The organism is Actinophytocola xinjiangensis (genome assembly GCF_001921215.1).
In the GTDB taxonomy this organism is placed as follows: domain Bacteria; phylum Actinomycetota; class Actinomycetes; order Mycobacteriales; family Pseudonocardiaceae; genus Actinophytocola; species Actinophytocola xinjiangensis.
The window spans coordinates 13,312-28,435 of sequence record NZ_MSIF01000043.1 but is presented as its reverse complement, the minus strand read 5'-3'; the positions used below and the strand labels follow the sequence as shown (position 1 = coordinate 28,435).

At 72.5% G+C, this 15,124-nt stretch carries 20 protein-coding genes; 12 read left to right on the top strand and 8 right to left on the bottom strand.

The window, feature by feature from the left end:
- Positions 1-93 precede the first annotated feature (93 nt).
- From BLA60_RS40650 to BLA60_RS40610, 9 genes are all read left to right on the top strand, one after another.
- Positions 94-618 carry a PadR family transcriptional regulator gene (locus BLA60_RS40650; RefSeq protein ID WP_075138441.1) on the top strand — a complete coding sequence of 175 codons (525 nt, stop codon included), beginning with the start codon at positions 94-96 and terminating at the stop codon, positions 616-618.
- Positions 615-1,304 (top strand): ABC transporter ATP-binding protein, encoded by a 690-nt coding sequence (locus BLA60_RS40645; RefSeq protein WP_075138440.1) that lies wholly within the window; start codon positions 615-617, stop codon positions 1,302-1,304. Before BLA60_RS40650 ends, BLA60_RS40645 begins: the two co-directional genes overlap by 4 nt.
- Positions 1,301-3,634 carry an FtsX-like permease family protein gene (locus BLA60_RS40640; protein ID WP_075138439.1) on the top strand — a complete coding sequence of 778 codons (2,334 nt, stop codon included), beginning with the start codon at positions 1,301-1,303 and terminating at the stop codon, positions 3,632-3,634. The genes BLA60_RS40645 and BLA60_RS40640 overlap by 4 nt, the downstream gene beginning before the upstream one ends.
- Positions 3,635-3,688: 54 nt before the next feature.
- Positions 3,689-4,036 (top strand): TFIIB-type zinc ribbon-containing protein, encoded by a 348-nt coding sequence (locus tag BLA60_RS40635; protein WP_075138438.1) that lies wholly within the window; start codon positions 3,689-3,691, stop codon positions 4,034-4,036.
- A 31-nt stretch (positions 4,037-4,067) separates the two neighbouring features.
- A complete protein-coding gene (locus BLA60_RS40630) occupies positions 4,068-4,694 on the top strand; it encodes an AAA family ATPase (RefSeq protein WP_211289020.1) in 627 nt (208 codons plus the stop codon).
- A 214-nt stretch (positions 4,695-4,908) separates the two neighbouring features.
- Positions 4,909-5,337: a helix-turn-helix domain-containing protein gene (locus BLA60_RS40625; protein WP_075138436.1), complete on the top strand. Its 429-nt coding sequence runs from the start codon at positions 4,909-4,911 to the stop codon at positions 5,335-5,337.
- A gap of 12 nt (positions 5,338-5,349) precedes the next feature.
- Positions 5,350-5,829: a hypothetical protein gene (locus BLA60_RS40620; protein ID WP_425427138.1), complete on the top strand. Its 480-nt coding sequence runs from the start codon at positions 5,350-5,352 to the stop codon at positions 5,827-5,829.
- A gap of 87 nt (positions 5,830-5,916) precedes the next feature.
- Complete coding sequence (locus tag BLA60_RS40615; protein WP_075138434.1) at positions 5,917-6,210, top strand: DUF2516 family protein; 294 nt, start codon at positions 5,917-5,919, stop codon at positions 6,208-6,210.
- Positions 6,204-6,749 carry a YbaK/EbsC family protein gene (locus BLA60_RS40610; RefSeq protein ID WP_162293088.1) on the top strand — a complete coding sequence of 182 codons (546 nt, stop codon included), beginning with the start codon at positions 6,204-6,206 and terminating at the stop codon, positions 6,747-6,749. Before BLA60_RS40615 ends, BLA60_RS40610 begins: the two co-directional genes overlap by 7 nt.
- Here BLA60_RS40610 and BLA60_RS40605 read toward each other — a convergent pair.
- The 6 genes from BLA60_RS40605 to BLA60_RS40580 form a co-directional block, all read right to left on the bottom strand.
- Positions 6,746-7,360, bottom strand: coding sequence for a pentapeptide repeat-containing protein (locus BLA60_RS40605; protein WP_075138433.1), 615 nt, complete (start codon positions 7,358-7,360; stop codon positions 6,746-6,748). The genes BLA60_RS40610 and BLA60_RS40605 overlap by 4 nt on opposite strands.
- Complete coding sequence (locus BLA60_RS40600; RefSeq protein WP_075138432.1) at positions 7,360-7,737, bottom strand: hypothetical protein; 378 nt, start codon at positions 7,735-7,737, stop codon at positions 7,360-7,362. The genes BLA60_RS40605 and BLA60_RS40600 overlap by 1 nt, the downstream gene beginning before the upstream one ends.
- A 32-nt stretch (positions 7,738-7,769) precedes the next feature.
- Positions 7,770-8,735 carry an isopenicillin N synthase family dioxygenase gene (locus BLA60_RS40595; protein ID WP_075138431.1) on the bottom strand — a complete coding sequence of 322 codons (966 nt, stop codon included), beginning with the start codon at positions 8,733-8,735 and terminating at the stop codon, positions 7,770-7,772.
- A gap of 10 nt (positions 8,736-8,745) precedes the next feature.
- The gene (gene purU, locus BLA60_RS40590) at positions 8,746-9,612 is read right to left on the bottom strand and encodes a formyltetrahydrofolate deformylase (RefSeq protein ID WP_075138430.1); all 867 of its coding nucleotides are present in this window, start codon (positions 9,610-9,612) and stop codon (positions 8,746-8,748) included.
- A complete protein-coding gene (locus BLA60_RS40585) occupies positions 9,609-10,355 on the bottom strand; it encodes a maleylpyruvate isomerase N-terminal domain-containing protein (RefSeq protein ID WP_075138429.1) in 747 nt (248 codons plus the stop codon). The genes purU and BLA60_RS40585 overlap by 4 nt, the downstream gene beginning before the upstream one ends.
- A gap of 65 nt (positions 10,356-10,420) precedes the next feature.
- Entirely contained in the window at positions 10,421-11,197 is a 777-nt protein-coding gene (locus tag BLA60_RS40580; protein WP_075138428.1) for a MerR family transcriptional regulator, read from the bottom strand.
- A 105-nt stretch (positions 11,198-11,302) separates the two neighbouring features.
- On the opposite strand from BLA60_RS40580, the gene BLA60_RS40575 reads away from it, so the two are divergent.
- From BLA60_RS40575 to BLA60_RS40565, 3 genes are read left to right on the top strand one after another with little or no spacing between them, the layout of a single operon-like run.
- Entirely contained in the window at positions 11,303-11,608 is a 306-nt protein-coding gene (locus BLA60_RS40575) for a DUF6403 family protein (protein ID WP_075138427.1), read from the top strand.
- A 4-nt stretch (positions 11,609-11,612) separates the two neighbouring features.
- Positions 11,613-12,953, top strand: coding sequence for a hypothetical protein (locus tag BLA60_RS40570; RefSeq protein WP_075138426.1), 1,341 nt, complete (start codon positions 11,613-11,615; stop codon positions 12,951-12,953).
- Positions 12,950-13,849 (top strand): hypothetical protein, encoded by a 900-nt coding sequence (locus BLA60_RS40565; protein WP_075138425.1) that lies wholly within the window; start codon positions 12,950-12,952, stop codon positions 13,847-13,849. Before BLA60_RS40570 ends, BLA60_RS40565 begins: the two co-directional genes overlap by 4 nt.
- Here the strand turns inward: BLA60_RS40565 and BLA60_RS40560 are convergent.
- Positions 13,836-14,636 (bottom strand): SAM-dependent methyltransferase, encoded by an 801-nt coding sequence (locus BLA60_RS40560; protein ID WP_075138424.1) that lies wholly within the window; start codon positions 14,634-14,636, stop codon positions 13,836-13,838. The genes BLA60_RS40565 and BLA60_RS40560 overlap by 14 nt on opposite strands.
- Entirely contained in the window at positions 14,615-15,115 is a 501-nt protein-coding gene (locus BLA60_RS40555) for a DUF2505 domain-containing protein (protein WP_075138423.1), read from the bottom strand. Before BLA60_RS40555 ends, BLA60_RS40560 begins: the two co-directional genes overlap by 22 nt.
- Positions 15,116-15,124 lie beyond the last annotated feature (9 nt).

Genomic DNA, 15,124 nt, shown 5'->3' with positions numbered 1-15,124 from the left:
ATCCTCGGGTCGTCGTTGATGGATCAGCAGGTCAGCAGGCTCTTCACAGGGTGTATAGACCTCAGCTATACACCCTGTGTAGTCTCTGCCGGCATGTCAGTCGGTCACACCCTGCTGGGGATCCTGGAACAGGGCCCACGCCACGGGTACGAACTCAAACGCGCCTACGACGAGCACTTCGGCCACGACCGCCCGCTGCACTATGGGCAGGTCTACGCCACGCTCTCCCGCCTGCTGCGCAACGGCCTGATCATCGAGGACGGTGTCGAGCAGGGCGGCGGCCCGGACCGCAAGCGCTACGCGGTCACCGACGAGGGCGTCACCGACGTCGAGCGCTGGCTGACCACACCGGAGAAGCCCGAGCCCTACCTGCAGAGCACCCTCTACACCAAGGTCGTCATCGCGCTGCGCTCCGGCCGCGACGCCGAGGACCTGCTCGACACCCAGCGCGCCGCCCACCTCGCGATGATGCGCGAACTGGTCACCCGCAAGTCCCGGGGCGACCTGACCGACCAGCTCATCTGCGACCACGCGCTGTTCCACCTGGAGGCCGACCTGCGCTGGCTGGAGCTGACCACCGCCCGCCTGGCCGACCTCGGCAAGCAGGTGCGCCCGTGACCAAGCCAGCCACCCCGCCGCTGCTCGTCGCCGACTCGATCGCCAAGTCCTTCGGGCCGACCAAGGCCCTGACCCAGGCCTCGATGACCGTCGCCCCCGGCGAGATCGTCGCCGTGATGGGCCCGTCCGGGTCCGGCAAGTCGACCCTGCTGCACTGCCTGGCCGGCATCATCGCCCCGGACGCCGGCATGGTCTCCTACGCCGGTCAGGGCCTCGCCCAGCTGTCCGACACGCGCCGCAGCGCCCTGCGGCGCACCGACTTCGGGTTCGTCTTCCAGTTCGGCCAGCTCGTCCCCGAGCTGACCTGCCTGGAGAACGTCGCCCTGCCACTGCGCCTTGGCGGCGGCCGCCGTCGCGACGCCGAAGCGCGAGCCACCGAGTGGCTGGCCAGGCTGGAGGTCGGCGACATCGCCGGCAAACGCCCCGGCGAGGTCTCCGGCGGCCAGGGTCAGCGGGTCGCGGTGTCCCGCGCGCTGGTCACCAGCCCGAAGGCGGTCTTCGCCGACGAGCCCACCGGCGCGCTGGACTCGCTGGCCGGCGAGCACGTGATGCGCCTGCTGACCGACACCGCCCGGGAGACCGGCGCGGCGGTCGTGCTGGTCACCCACGAGCCGAGGGTCGCCGCCTACGCCGACCGCGAGGTCGTCGTCCGCGACGGGCGCACCAAGGCGGTGGAGTTCGCATGAGGCGCTGGGCGGGCGACCTCGCCCTCGGACTGCGGCTCGCGGTCAGCGGCCGCAGCTCGCTGACCCGGTTCCTGCTCAGCGCCGTCGGCATCGCCATCGGCGTGGCCGTGCTGCTGGTCGGCGCCTCGGTCGGCAACATCGCCCACCAGCACCAGGTCCGCGACGCGACCACCTCGTTCGCGGCCAACTCGGACGTCCCGGTCGACGGCGTCGACCCGCTCTACTGGTCGCTGGATCCCACCGTGTTCCACGGCGACCGGGTGGAGCGCTTCTACGTCCACGCCGCCGGCGAGAACGCCCCGGTACCACCGGGTCTGGACCGGGTACCGGCACCCGGCGAGCAGGTGGTCTCCCCCGCGCTGGCCGACCTGCTCTCCTCACCGGAGGGCGAACTGCTCACCCCGAGACTGTCCGCCGAGGTCATCGGCACGCTCCCCGACTCGGCCGTTCCGGAGCCGGGCGACCTGATCACCTACGTCGGCGCCGACGCGTCGTTCGTCGGGTCCGACGGCGCGGTGCCGACCTACGGGTTCGACCCCACGGTGCGCGACGAGCCGCTGCCGCCGGAGATGTTGGTCGTGCTGACGGTCGGCGTGGTCGTGCTGCTGCTGCCGGTGTTCATCTTCGTCAGCACCTCGGCCAGGGTCGCCGGCGCGGAGCGGGACCGGCGGCTCTCGGCGCTGCGGCTGGTCGGCGCCGGTGCGCGGCAGGTGCGCCGGATCTCGGCGGCGGAGGCGGTGGTCAGCGCTCTGGCCGGGCTGGTCCTCGGCGCCGGGCTGTTCCTGTTCGTGCGGCTGTTCGCCGAGGACATCGAGCTGTCCGGCCGGCGGGTCTACCGCGAGGACGTGGTGCCGGACCCGGTGCTGGCCGTGCTGATCGTGCTGGCCGTGCCGGGCCTGGCGGTGGCCACCGCGCAGTTCGCCATGCGCCGCACGATCATCGAGCCGCTCGGGGTGGTGCGGTACGCGCGACCGGTGCGCCGCCGGGGCTGGTGGCGGCTGGCGCTGGTCACGGCCGGGGTGGCGGCGCTGCTGTACAGCGGGTCGGCCGGCCGGGGCTCGGACCTGTGGATCGCCCTGCTGGTGGTGGGTACCGCGCTGCTGCTGGTCGGCGTGCCGGTGCTGCTGCCGTGGCTGGTGGAGCGGGTCGTGCGGCGGCTGAGCGGTGGCCCGTCGTCGTGGCAGCTGGCGATCCGGCGGCTGCAACTGGACAGCGGCACGGCGGCCAGGGTGGTCGGCGGGGTGGCGGTCGTGCTGGCCGGGGCGATCGCGTTGCAGACGATCCTGATGACCGCCGAGACGTCCCTCGGGGACCGGGGCATCAGCTCGGGGAAGCCCTCGATCGAGGTCCTGGTCTCCGACGAGAGCCTGATCGAGCCGGTCGTCGAGGATCTGTCGGCGCTGCCGTCGGTACGTGGCGCCTACGCGGTGAGCGACGAGACCGCCTTCGTCGCCGGCCGCGAGGACCGGCCCGACCTGACCCAGACCTACCTGAGCGTCATGGACTGCGACGCCGTGCGCGCCCTCGCCGGGGCGACCGAGTGCACCGACGGCGACGTGTTCGCCCGTGCCGGGTACGAGGCCCCGCCCGCGCCGGGAACCAGCCTCGAGTTCCGCGACTACGTCGACCCGGTCGAGGGCGCCGACGTCGCCGTCGGTCCCGTCGGCGACGAGTACGAGGTCACCGGCACCTGGACCGTGCCGAAGGCCAGGAACCTGCCGGAGAGCCCGAACCTGCGCGTCGGCGGCACGCTGATCGTCACCCCCGGCGCGCTCGGTGGGGTGGTGTTGCCCGACGTCCGCACGATGGTCCACGTCGACAGCGGCGAGCTGACCGGCGACGACGTCGAACGGATCCGCAACGCGGTGGCCGCCCACGAGTGGCGGATCTACACGTACGTGCTCGGCGACGTCAGCGCTGGCAGCGCCCGGCAGGCGTTCACCACCGTGAGCAGCGGGCTCTACGGTGGCGCGGTGTTCACGTTGCTGGTGGCCGGGGTGAGCCTGCTGGTGCTCGCGCTGGAGCACATCCGGGAGCGCCGCCGGCCGCTGGCCGTGCTGGTGGCCAGCGGGGTGCCCAAGGCCGTGCTGGGTCGGTCGCTGCTGTGGCAGGTGGTGTTGCCGATCCTGCTCGGCGTGGTGGTCGCCGTGGTGACCGGCGTCGGGTTGGCCTGGCTGGTCGTGCGCAGCATGAACGTGTCGCTGGCGGTGGACTGGCTCGGGGTCGGCGTGCTGTCGGCCGGATCGGTGCTGCTCGCGGTGGCCGTGAGCGCGTTGACGCTGCCGTTCCTGCGCAGCGCCACCCGGTTGACGTCGCTGCGGACCGAGTAGGTGGCGGCAAACCCTGGTGGCCCCGAACACACCGATCTGCGTACTGTTACGAGTGTGATTTGCCCGAAGTGCCAGAACTCATTGCGCACCGTGGACCGCCAAGGCATCCACATCGACCAGTGCGACGGCTGTCGCGGGATCTTCCTGGACCGGGGGGAGCTGGAGTCGATTCTCAACGCCGAGCGCCAGTACTCGGCCCAGTCCGCGCCGCCGCCGTACCAGCCGGGACCCGGCGGCGCCCCGCCGCCTCCGCCGCCGCCCGGCGGTGGGTACTACCGGGACTCTCCCAAGGGTTACGGCTACTCGGACTCGCCGCGCGGCTACGGCGGTCACGGTGGCCATGGTGGTCACCACGGTGGCCACCGTCGGCGCAAGAGCTTCCTGGAGCAGTTGTTCGACTGATCAGGAACTCCGTGCCGCACCGATGAATCCGATGATCTGTGCCGGCTGCGGGGTGTGGACCGACGAACCTCGGGTGTTGGCCGACGGCGCCGGAACGGTACTGGCCTGTGTGTCCTGTGGACACCGGGAACCGTTCCGGCGCCTGCCGCTGTTCGCGTTGACCGGTCCCAGCGGGACCGGCAAGACCACCGTGGGCCGCCTGCTCGTCGACCGGCTGCGCGACCGGTGTGTCGTGGTGGAACAGGACCTGCTGTGGGTCGGCGCGCTGCGTGACCCGTCCGGCGACTCGGCCGCCTTCCGCCGGACCTGGCTGCGGCTGGCGGCCAGCGTGGCGCAGAACGGCCGCCCGGTCGTGCTGTGCGGGACGGTCGCGCCGCCGCAGTTCGAGACCTGGCCCGAGCGCGTGCTGTTCTCCGACATCCACTACCTGGCGCTGACGTGTGCCCCCGAGGTGCTGCGCGCGCGGCTGCGCGACCGGCCAGCCTGGCGCGGCTGGGACGACGGGCGCATCGAGGAGATGCTGGGGTTCAACGACTGGGTGCGCGCCACGGCCGAGCGGACCAGCCCGCCGATGCGCCTGCTGGACACCACCCAGGCGCCGGTCGCCGCCACCGCAGACGTCGTCGCACGGTGGGTACGGAGCTTGCTCCCCAGGTGACGGAGCTTGCTCCCCAGGTGACAGTGCCTGCTCCCGGTGATCGTGCCGCTGTGATCGTGCCGCTGTGATCGTGCCGCTGTGATCGTGCCGCTGTGATCGTGCCGCTGTGACCGTGCCGCTGTGACCGTGCCCACGTGACCTGCGCAAGCACTGTGCTTGCAGTTGCTAGCATCCCGGCGTACGGTCGTGGGTGAGAGCAGGAGGAGGCGCCACGATGGGATCGACCGGGGAGTCGGGAATCGACCAGGTCACCGGCAAGGTCGCCGACCTCGGGCGGGACATCGGCGAGTACATCAAGCAGCAGCGGGCATCGGCCAAGATCTCCCTGCGGCAACTGTCCAAACTCGCCGGGGTGTCCAACCCCTACCTCAGCCAGATCGAACGGGGCCTGCGCCGGCCCTCCGCCGAGATCCTCCAGCAGATCGCCAAGGGCCTGCGGATCTCGGCAGAGGCGCTGTACGTGCAGGCCGGCATCCTCGACGTCGTCGAGGGCGGCCCGCTCGTCGACGCCATCCGCGCCGACGAGGTGCTGACCGAACGGCAGAAACAGGTCCTGCTCGACGTGTACGAGTCGTTTCGTCGGGAGAACGCCGCGTCCCAGGGGTCGGACGTGGAGCGTGCCCCGGAATCTCAGGAGGGATAGATCATGGTTGCGTTGCCCAGGACCGAAGACGTCCGCAAGGCCGGCGAGCAGGCCGTCGAGGTACTCCGGATGCCGCTGCTGGTGGCCTTGGGTGCCGGCGACCTGGCCACCCAGGCCGTCCGGGACGCCGTTCGGGGAACCGACCTCGCCGGCGCCTACCAGAAGCTGGCCGACCAGGGCGAGGACACACTGAACAAGCTGCGGTCCCAGCCGCAGGTTCGGCGGGCGCTGGAGCAGGTCGAGGAGGCCATCGCCGCGTTGCAGGCGCGGGTGGGGGACGCCGCCGGCGACGCCAGGGAGTTGGCTGACGAGGTTCTGGCGAAGGTGACCTGGCGGGCCCGGTCGGTCGAGGCCGTCGTGGACGAGCCGGTCGCCGCCGCTGCGAAGACCACGGAGCACAAGACCACGGAGCAGAAGGCCTCGGCGCCGAAGACGTCCGCGCCCAAGGCCTCGTCCCGCAAGACCAACGGGGTCAAGCCGGCCGACAAGTAGGTCGCCCGCTGCGTGTCTGTTTGTGCCTGTCCTGTCTGTTGTGTGGTCCGCTGGTCACTCGCTCGGGTGCGCACGTAGTCTGGAGCGGTGCCGTACGAAGCGCTGTTGATCCTGCAGATCATCGACTGGGCCGCTGTGCCGGTCGGCGTCTTCGCGTTCATCCATGCGCTGATGCAGCGGCCGGACGCCTACCAGGCGATCGAGCGGCTCACCAAGCCGGCGTGGCTCGGGATCACCGGTGGCGCGGCGGTGGCGCTGCTGCTGTTCAGCTTCGCCGGGATCGGGTGGATCTTCTGGATCGCGGGGCTGGTGGCCGCGCTGGTGTACATCGTTGACGTGCGGCCTCGGTTGATCGAGGTGCAGCGAGGGCAGCGGTGGTGAACTGGAGCATCGCCGGCACGTTGAGTGTCGAGGCGGCGACCTCGCGTTCCGATCTGCTGGCCGAGCCCGTGGCCAAGGCGTTGGCGTTGGTGCCCGACGCCGGGCTGGTCGGGGTGGCCGCGATCGATCCCGACCTCGCGGACACCGCCGAGTTCTGTGCGCACTACGGGTCACCGCTGACGGCCTCGGCCAACTGTGTGGTCGTCGCGGGGAAGCGTGGCGGTGAGCAGCGGTTCGCGGCCTGTCTGGTGTTGGCGACGACCCGCGCCGACGTCAACGGGGTCGTGCGGCGGCGCCTCGATGTGCGCAAGGCCTCGTTCGCGCCCATGGACACGGCCGTCGAGCTGACCGGGATGGCCTACGGGGGGATCACGCCGCTGGGGCTGCCGGACGGGTGGCCGGTGCTGGTGGACCAGGCCGTCGCCGACGCGCCCGAGCTGGTCATCGGGAGTGGGATCCGGGGGAGCAAACTGCTCGTCCCGGGGTCGGTGCTCGCCGGGTTGCCGGGGGCCGAGGTCGTCGAGGGGCTCGGGCGCTAGCGGATCTCCAGGCCCAGCGACGACGCGACCACCATCGCCTGGGCCGGTTCGATGATCGCTCCTCGCAGCTCCACCGTGGTGGGGTCGAGGGACGTCAGGTCGCTGCCGCGCAGGTCGGCGCCGGTGAAGTCGGCCTTGTGCAGCCACGCGCCGGACAGGTCAACGCCGTGGAAGGTGGCGCCGGCGCAGCGGGCACCGGTGAGGTCCGCCTCGCGCATCCGCACCTTCGTGAACGTCGTTCGGCGCAGGTCGGCGCCGGGGAGGCCGACGAACGACCAGTCGCCGCCCTCGGCCTTGAGCAGGTCGTAGGTGCAGCGGTTGAACATGCTGCCCGACAGCTTGCAGCCGCTGAACGTCGCGTCGAAGAAGCCGCAGCCGATGAACGTGCAGTTGATGAAACCGCTGCTCTCGTGCCGCGACACGTTGAACTTCACGCCCCGGAACGTGCACTCGAAGAACGTCGTACTGGTCGTGGTGGCCTCGACCAGGTCGATGTCGACGAACAGGACGTTGTCGAACCGTTCGTTGGCCACGTGCTGGGCGTCCCAGTCGCGGGCGTACACCGTCGACGTGGTGGCCGGCGCCGCAACGCCGCCCTTGCGTTCGGCCATCAGATGCACGCCTTGCGCAGCGCGTCCACCCGCTCGGCGTTGCGCTTGGCCCACTCGGCGATCACCGACAGGTCCTCGAAACGCTCGTGCTGCACCTCGATGTACGAGTCCGCCATCGTCAGCAGGGAACTCTTCACGTCCTGGTCGCCGACGTTCTCGGCCAGTTCCCGCAGCCGGCGTTCCTTGTCCTCGGCGCGCTCCCGCAGCTTGTCCGGGTCGACCAGCGGGTTCAGGTCGGCCAGGCCAAGCGCCTCGGCGCACACCCCCGCCTTGTCGGTCACCTCGCCCGCCTGGTCGACGGCCGCGCCGACCTCGTCGCAGCCGGTGGTGAACAGGACGGCCGCGGCCAGCAGCGCGGCGGGGACCAGCGGTCGCATGGCTCCAACCTACCCGGGCCGTACTGGCCTGGTCAGGTGAGATTCGCGCGCAGCTGGGGGAAAACCCGCGCCACCTTCGCCGTCAGGTAGTCGCCGTAGGTGCCGGTGAACGCCAGCGGGCTGGCGTCGTCCCACCGGCGCCGGCCGCCGGCGTCGGTGGCGGCCCGGTCGGGCAGCGGTGGCACCCGCGACAGGAAGTCCGGATCCAGGAAGAACGGGAACGAGAGCCGGTCCCGGCCGCTGGTGTTGCGCACCCGGTGCGGGGTCGACCGGTACCAGCCGCCGGTCAACCGCTCCAGCATGTCGCCGATGTTGCACACGAACGCCCCGGGCAGCGGCGGCGCGTCGATCCACCCGCCGGGCGTGTGCACCTGGAGACCGCCGTTGTCGTCCTGGCCGAGCAGGGTCAGCAGGCCGTAGTCGGTGTGCTCGCCGACGCCCCAACCCGGGTCGCCCGGCGGCGCCGGCGGGTAGTGGAAGATCCGGAACAGCACGGTCGGAACGGCGGTGTAGCCGGCGGCGAAGTAGTCGGCCGGCAGGTCGAGGCTGCGCGCGACACCGCGCAGCACCCGCTGCGCCGCGGCCGTCAGTGCGTCCACATAGGACAGCACGAGGGGGCGGAGTTCGGGGACCTGAACGGGAAACAGGTTCGCGCCGTGCAGCGGCAGACCCGCGCGCGGATGGTCGGGGGCCAGCTCGGTGCCGAAGTACAACCCTTCCTTGCGGTCGGGCGAACCGGCCGTCAGCTCGGCGCCGACCGGGAACCAGCCGCGCCACGCCCGGCCGCCCCTGACCATCTCGATCTCACGCTTGTCCTGGTGTGGCAACGAGAAGAACCGGCGGCTGGCGGCGTCCAGCTCGGCCGGCAGCCGCGGTGGCACACCGTGCCCGGTGACGTAGAAGAACCCGGTGTCCCGGCAGGCCGCCGCGATCGGGCCGGCCGCGCGCTCCGGGTCGGCGACGTCGATCACCGGCAGGGTCACGGGATCGGCGGTCACGGGATCACCGTCACAGGATCACCGTCTTGTTGCCGTGCACCAGGATCCGGTCCTCCAGGTGCCAGCGCAGGCTCCTGGCCAGCACCACCTTCTCGATGTCGCGGCCCCGGCGCACCATGTCGGTGATCGAGTCCGCGTGCCCCACCCGGATCACGTCCTGGTCGACGATCGGGCCCGCGTCCAGATCGGGCGTGACGTAGTGGCAGGTCGCGCCGATCAGCTTCACGCCCCGCCGGTGCGCCTGGTGGTAGGGCCGCGCCCCGACGAACGAGGGCAGGAAGCTGTGGTGGATGTTCAGCGCCCGGCCCGCCCACGCCGTGCACAGCCACGCCGGCACGATCTGCATGAACCGGGCCAGCACGATCGCGTGCGGGTCGTGCGCGTCCACCAGCTCCCGCACCGACGCGAACGCCTCGGCTTTCGCCTCCTGGTCCCCGGTGGGAAACGGCACGTGGTGGAACGGGATGCCGTGCGCCTCGGTGATACCGGCCAGGTCAGGGTGGTTGCCGACGACCGCCGGCACGTCCACGTCCAGCTCACCGGAGGCGACCCGGCCCAGGATGTCGTAGAGGCAGTGGCCCTCCCGCGACACCAGGATCACCACCCGGCGCCGCTGCGCGGTGTCGGTGATCCGCCAGTCGCCGTCGACGGCCAGGCCGCCGGCGACCTCGCCGAACCGCGCGCGCAGCTCGTCCACGCCGATCGGCACCGTGTCCGCGTTGATCACCTGGCGGGTGAAGAACCAGCCGGTGTCGTGGTCGGTGTGGTACGCCGCCTCGACGATCATCCCGCCGAGTTCGGCGAGGAACGTGGCGATCCCGGCGACGATCCCGACCCGGTCCGGGCACCCGAAGGTGATCACGTAGCGGCGGCTCATGGCGTGCGCAGCGCGTCGACCAGGGTGCGGTCGCCGGACACGACCGCGTGCGACGGGCGGTGCCAGGCCGCCCGGTACACGGCGTCGGCGGTGCCCACCACCGACGCGTCGGAGTCGACCTCGGTCGCCGGGCCGATCAGCGGCGGCTGACCGGGGCGCAGGGTCACCAGCCAGGCCCGGCCGGCGTCGGCGGCGTGGAACAGCACCGTGCCCTCGACCGTGACCGTCTCCCGCCGGTACCGCCGGGGCGTCATCAACACCAGCAGCTCGTCGATCCCGTCGGCGGCGAACCGGGGGTCGAAGACCAGCGCGGGCACCGAGTCCGCGCGGTCGGACCGGGCGGCGGCGTGCTCGGCGTCGAGCCGGTGCACGGCCGTCTCGTGGGCCTGGCGGCGCGCCCAGAACGCGGCGGCGGGCTCGGCCGCGACCGCGAACACCCACGCCGGCTCGGCCGGGTCCCGCGCGCGCAGCGCCCCGAGCAGCGCGCCGACCTGGTCGTCCCACCAGGACAGCAGGTCCGGCCAGGACTCCGGCGGACGGTCCGGGTGCGGCTCGGGGGCCGAAGGGTCGGTCACCAGCGCCTTGCCCACCCAGTTGTGCACCTTGGCGATGTGGCGCACCAGCCGGTGTACGGTCCACTCCGGACAGGGCGGCACCGGCACGTCCGGCCCGGCGGCCACGGCGGCGGCACGCAGCGCCGACGCCTGGTGCTCGATCTGGTCGAGGTACTCGCCGTACTCCACGTGTGGAGGATAGGCCTGCCGGGTCACCGGCCGGGAGATCCGCGGCGCTCCCGTCCGGTGACCGGCTAGGCCAGCCTCGTCCTGGCGAACTCGGCCATGGCCGCCCGCAGGAACTCGGCCAGGCGCGGGTCGGTCCGGTCGAAGTTCTCCCGGAACCTCGGGTCGTCGGCGTAGACGTCGCCCAGACCCGTGTAGGACTCCCGGTTGGGCGTCCACATCCTGGACAGCCAGCGGTGGTGGCCCTCGATCACGGCCTGCACCTGCTCGTCGGCCGGGTCGTGGCCGGCGTCGATCAGCGCCACCAGCGCGGTGACCTGCTCGGCCCACTGCTGGCCGTTCTCGGCCCACCACTGCTTGGCGCCGCCGGTGACCTTGGCGTTGGCCGCGTCGACGGTCTCGGCACCCCAGCGCTCGCGGGCCTCCTGTTGGAGGGCCTGCTGGCGTTCGGGGTCGTCGAAGCCGTCGAACCAGTGGTCCATCGATGTCGCGTTCACGTTCTCACCTCCTTCCGTCTCCTCCTCCAGCTCGGCGATCGTGCGCGAGACCGTGTCGGCCAGCCGCTGGAACCGGTCACGCTCGGCCTCCAGCCACGAACGGTGCAGTCGCAGCACCTCCACCTGGTCCCGGCCCTGGTGCACGATCTGGGTGATCGCGTCCAGACCGAGCCCCAGCTCCCGCATGACCAGGATCTGTTGCAGGGTCAGCAGCTGTTCGCGCTCGTAGTACCGGTAGCCGTTGGTGCCCACCCGCGCCGGCGCGAGCAGCCCGATCTCGTCGTAGTGCCGCAGGGTGCGCGACGTCACCTTCGACATCCGCGCCACCTGGGCGATCGACCAAGCCATGACTCCACGGTAGAAGTTGACGTAGCGAGAAGGTCAAATCAGTGACCCGGTGGAGTGACGACTCGGGGCGGTTTGTCAGAGTGTCCGGGTGTTGACGGAGCCCCCGTGTCCTGGGTGATCTGGCTGGCCGGCGCGTTGCTGCTGGTCGCGGCCGGGTTCGCCACCGCCTACGTTCCCCGCCGCCGGGCCCGTGACCTGCGCGTGCGGGTCGCCTGGTCGAGCGCGCGGGCCGCCATCGACTCGGCCACGGTCAGCCGCGACGCCTGCCCGGCCGACCTGCCGCAGGCCGACGAGCTGCTGGCTCGCGCGGAGTCGCTGGCCGCGTCCGGGGGCGGCGCGGACGCCGCCGACGAGGCCGCCGAGGTCGCGCGGCGGGCCGACCAGCTGTGGCGGGCGGCCGCCAGTGACTAGATCGATGCCCAGGCCGACGCTGGGCGCCCTGCGCTGGGTCCTGCTGGCCGTCGCCGCGGCCCTGCTGGTGGTCTACGTGGTCGCCCAGGGACAGAGCGCCGACATCAGCTACGCCCGCTCGCCGTCGGAGGGCGCGACCGTCCAGGAGGGCTCGGCCGGCGAGCTGTCCGGCGCCGACCTGCCCTCGGTCGAGGAGATGACGGCGATGCTGGAGCGGGAGCGCGTCGTGCGGCTGCCCGGCGCGATCGCCGGGTTCGACGAGCAGCGCCTGGCCGAGGACCTGCGCGAACCCGTCGACGGCCAGCCGGTGCGGATCCTCATCGCCCCGCCCGGCCTGGACGAGGAACAGCGCGAGCAGATCCGCGAGGTCGAGAACGCCACCGTGCGGGTCGTCGGTACCCAGGTCACCGGCGGCATCTACGAGGTGACCAGCGACGACCTCGCCGGCTGGCAGGCCCAGTTCACCACCGGCGACGTCACCAGCCAGATCCGCGCCCTGCTCGCCGGCCTGCGCGACCAGGAGCCGCCCGAGGACGTCGACGAGATCACCTGGCGCGAGCCGACCGAGGCCGAGCTGGCGACCGTCGCCGACGACCTGCGCGCCCACCGCCTGCACGCCGCCCCCGGCGCGACGCTCGACGAGCTGCCCCGGATCGCCGGCGAGGACGCCCTGGCCGACGCGCTGTTCGCGGTGTTCCCGCAGCAGCCGATCGGCGAGCCGGTGCCCGAGTACGGCCCGGCGCTGGCCAGGCTGTTCCCCGACACCCAGCTCTACGTCATGTACGGCAACTGGGTCGGCTACTTCGGCCCGCACGCCGACGAGTTCGCCGAGGTGGTCAACGCCAGCTTCTACGGCCAGTCGGCCAGCCGCCTGAGCCGCTTCGCCTACCCGCAGGGCAACGTGCTGCACGCCTACCTCGGCCGGGTGCTCGACGTGCGCTACGCGGGCCTGTTCGACCGGCCGCTGCCCTACCAGCCGTTCGACCCGCTGCGGGTGGCGCTGCCGGCGCTGCCGTGGCTGTTCGCGGTGTGCGTGGTCGGCTTCCTGGTGCTCTCCACCCGGTCGCTGTTCGCCGGTGCGCGCGGCCGGTCGGTCCGCCCGCCGGCCAGGCTGGCCGGGCTGACCACACTGGCCATCGAACTGTCGGCGCTCTCGCGTGACCCGGCGCTGGTCCGGGCCATCGGCAAGCTCGGGGCCGCCCGGGAGGCGCTGGTCGGCGAACTGCCCGACCGGCACGTCGGCAAGCTGCTGGCCGAGGCGGAGGCCGAACTGGACACCGCCGCGCGCGCCCTGGGCCGGCCCGACTACCGGCCGGCCACCTACCTCGCGGGAGGTGTCTCGTGAACCCCGCCCTCACCCGCGCGGTCACCCGTTTCGTCCGTTCGCCGTTCGCGCTGGCGGTGCTGGGCTGTGTGGTGCTGGCCGGCTGGGCGCTGTGGTCGGGCGGGCTGCTCGACGGCCGGATCGCCAAGGAGGTCCGCGTCTCGTCGGTGTACGTGGCGTCCGGGGTGGACATCGACGAGCCGGCCGCCGAGCGGGTCATCGGCAACCGCAAGCTGGTGGTCGCCTTCCTCGGCGAGGGCACCGACCCGTCCGACGCGTGCGACGACGTGCGCCGCGCGGCCGACGGCACGGTCGTGATGTTCCTCTCGCCCGGCGACGGCGAGTACGACCACTACGGCTGCGCCCTGCTCGGCGACGACGACGAGGACTTCGGCAAGAAGTATGTCGCCGAGGCCACCGTCGCCGACGGCGTCGACCAGTTCGCCGACGATCCGCTGTCGGCGGTGAAGGTGATGGCGGTGAACTACGACCGCCTGGTCCAGGCCGGTATCGCCCCCGACGGCGGCCGGGAGATCACCCCGTCGCTGCCCCGCTACCTGATCGCGATCGCCGCGGTCACGGCGGTGCTGGCCGGCGCCGCCGCCGCCTACCTGGGCGCCCGCCGCGCCGGCCGGCTGGCCGCCGACCGCCGCGACCGCCGCGACACCACCGACGACGCCCGCGCCGCGCTCAACGCCAGGGCCGCCGTCCTGGCCCAACAGATCATCGACCTCGACGGCCGCTACGCGACGTCCAAGGACAAGGAGTTCCGGCAGCGCTACCGCAGCGTGGCCTCCCGCTACACGAAGCTGGTGGCCGACATCGCCGAGGCCGACGAACGCGGCGAGGTCGTGCCCGCGCTGCGCGGCCGGGTCGACGAGCTGATCGGCACCGCCCGCAAACTCAGGAAGGGCTGACGGCGTCCCAGTCGAGGGTCACCTCGCCCAGGCGCCAGCGGCGGCGGGTGTCGCGCACCGGCCAGTCGCGGGCGGCGAGCAGGCGGACCGTCTCGACCCAGCGGGCGCGGGGCCCGAAGCCGCGCAGCGGGGCGGCGGTGGCCCAGCAGCGGTCCAGGTCGGTGAACAGGGCGTGCACCCGTTCACCGGGGACGTTGCGGTGGATCAGCGCCTTGGGCAGCCGTGGCGCCAGGTCCGACGGCTGGTCGAGGTCGGCCGGCAGGCAGGCCAGAGTGAAGGTGCGCGGGCCGGCGGCCGACAGCGTCACCCAGCAGCAGCGGCGGCCCAACTCGTCGCAGGTGCCCTCGACCAGCAGGCCGCCGGGGGCCAGCCGGGCGGTCATCGTGGCCCACGCGTCGGCGACCTCCTCCTCGGAGTACTGCCGCAGCACGTTGAACGCCCGCACCAGCACCGGCCGGGTGCCGGCCAGCTCGAACCCGCCGGTGGCGAAGTCCAGGCGCGGCGGGTCGGCCGCCGGGCGGGCCGCCGCCACCCGGTCCGGGTCCAGTTCGAGCCCCAGCACCCGCACGTCGGTGCGGACGGTGGCCAGCCGCGCGGCCAGTTCGACGGCGGTGACCGGCGACGCGCCGTAGCCAAGGTCGATGGCCAGCGGGTCGGTGGCGTCGCGCAGCGCGGCGGTGACCTGGGCGGTGCCGGTGAGCCAGCGGTCGACCCGACGTAACCGGTTCGGGTTCGTCGTGCCCCGCGTCGGCGACCCGACCGGCCTCAGCCGCGCCCGGCCAGCCACTTCTCGGCGAACTCCGCCTCCGTGGCCAGCAGCTTGGTGACCTGCTCGGCGACGACCTGTTCGAGCTTGCCGCCGACCAGCGGGATGCTCACCCGCACCTCGGCGCGGGTGACCAGCAGGCTGCCGCCGTCCTTGGTGCCCAGCCGCGACTGGCCACGGATCTCGCCCGGCACCCCGTCGATGGTGACGGTGCTCGCCGAGGCGTAGCGGGGCCCGTCCGGCCGCCAACGCTCGCTGCGTTCCACGATCAGGTCACCGCGCAGGACGGACTTCACGGCGCTGGGCAGTTTCGCCGCGTCGACGCCCTGACGCAGGGTGAACGCGACCTCGTCGCCGGTGCGCGTGTGGGTGAGCAGGGCCGCGTCCTTGCCACCGATCTCGCGCAACCGCGCGCGCAGGAACGCCTCGTCGACCAGGGTGGGGAAGACGGTGTCGACCGGTGAGGGGAACGCGGAGCGGTGCTCCAGGCTGGTTGCCATGCGACGGAG

Bases quoted from the DNA above. Each gene is read 5' to 3' on its own strand.
- BLA60_RS40650 (WP_075138441.1), top strand. From the start codon at position 94: ATGTCAGTCGGTCACACCCTGCTGGGGATCCTGGAACAGGGCCCACGC.
- BLA60_RS40640 (WP_075138439.1), top strand. From the start codon at position 1,301: ATGAGGCGCTGGGCGGGCGACCTCGCCCTCGGACTGCGGCTCGCGGTC.
- BLA60_RS40630 (WP_211289020.1), top strand. From the start codon at position 4,068: ATGATCTGTGCCGGCTGCGGGGTGTGGACCGACGAACCTCGGGTGTTG.
- BLA60_RS40625 (WP_075138436.1), top strand. From the start codon at position 4,909: ATGGGATCGACCGGGGAGTCGGGAATCGACCAGGTCACCGGCAAGGTC.
- BLA60_RS40605 (WP_075138433.1), bottom strand. From the start codon at position 7,360: ATGGCCGAACGCAAGGGCGGCGTTGCGGCGCCGGCCACCACGTCGACG.
- BLA60_RS40600 (WP_075138432.1), bottom strand. From the start codon at position 7,737: ATGCGACCGCTGGTCCCCGCCGCGCTGCTGGCCGCGGCCGTCCTGTTC.
- purU (WP_075138430.1), bottom strand. From the start codon at position 9,612: ATGAGCCGCCGCTACGTGATCACCTTCGGGTGCCCGGACCGGGTCGGG.
- BLA60_RS40580 (WP_075138428.1), bottom strand. From the start codon at position 11,197: ATGGCTTGGTCGATCGCCCAGGTGGCGCGGATGTCGAAGGTGACGTCG.
- BLA60_RS40570 (WP_075138426.1), top strand. From the start codon at position 11,613: ATGCCCAGGCCGACGCTGGGCGCCCTGCGCTGGGTCCTGCTGGCCGTC.
- BLA60_RS40555 (WP_075138423.1), bottom strand. From the start codon at position 15,115: ATGGCAACCAGCCTGGAGCACCGCTCCGCGTTCCCCTCACCGGTCGAC.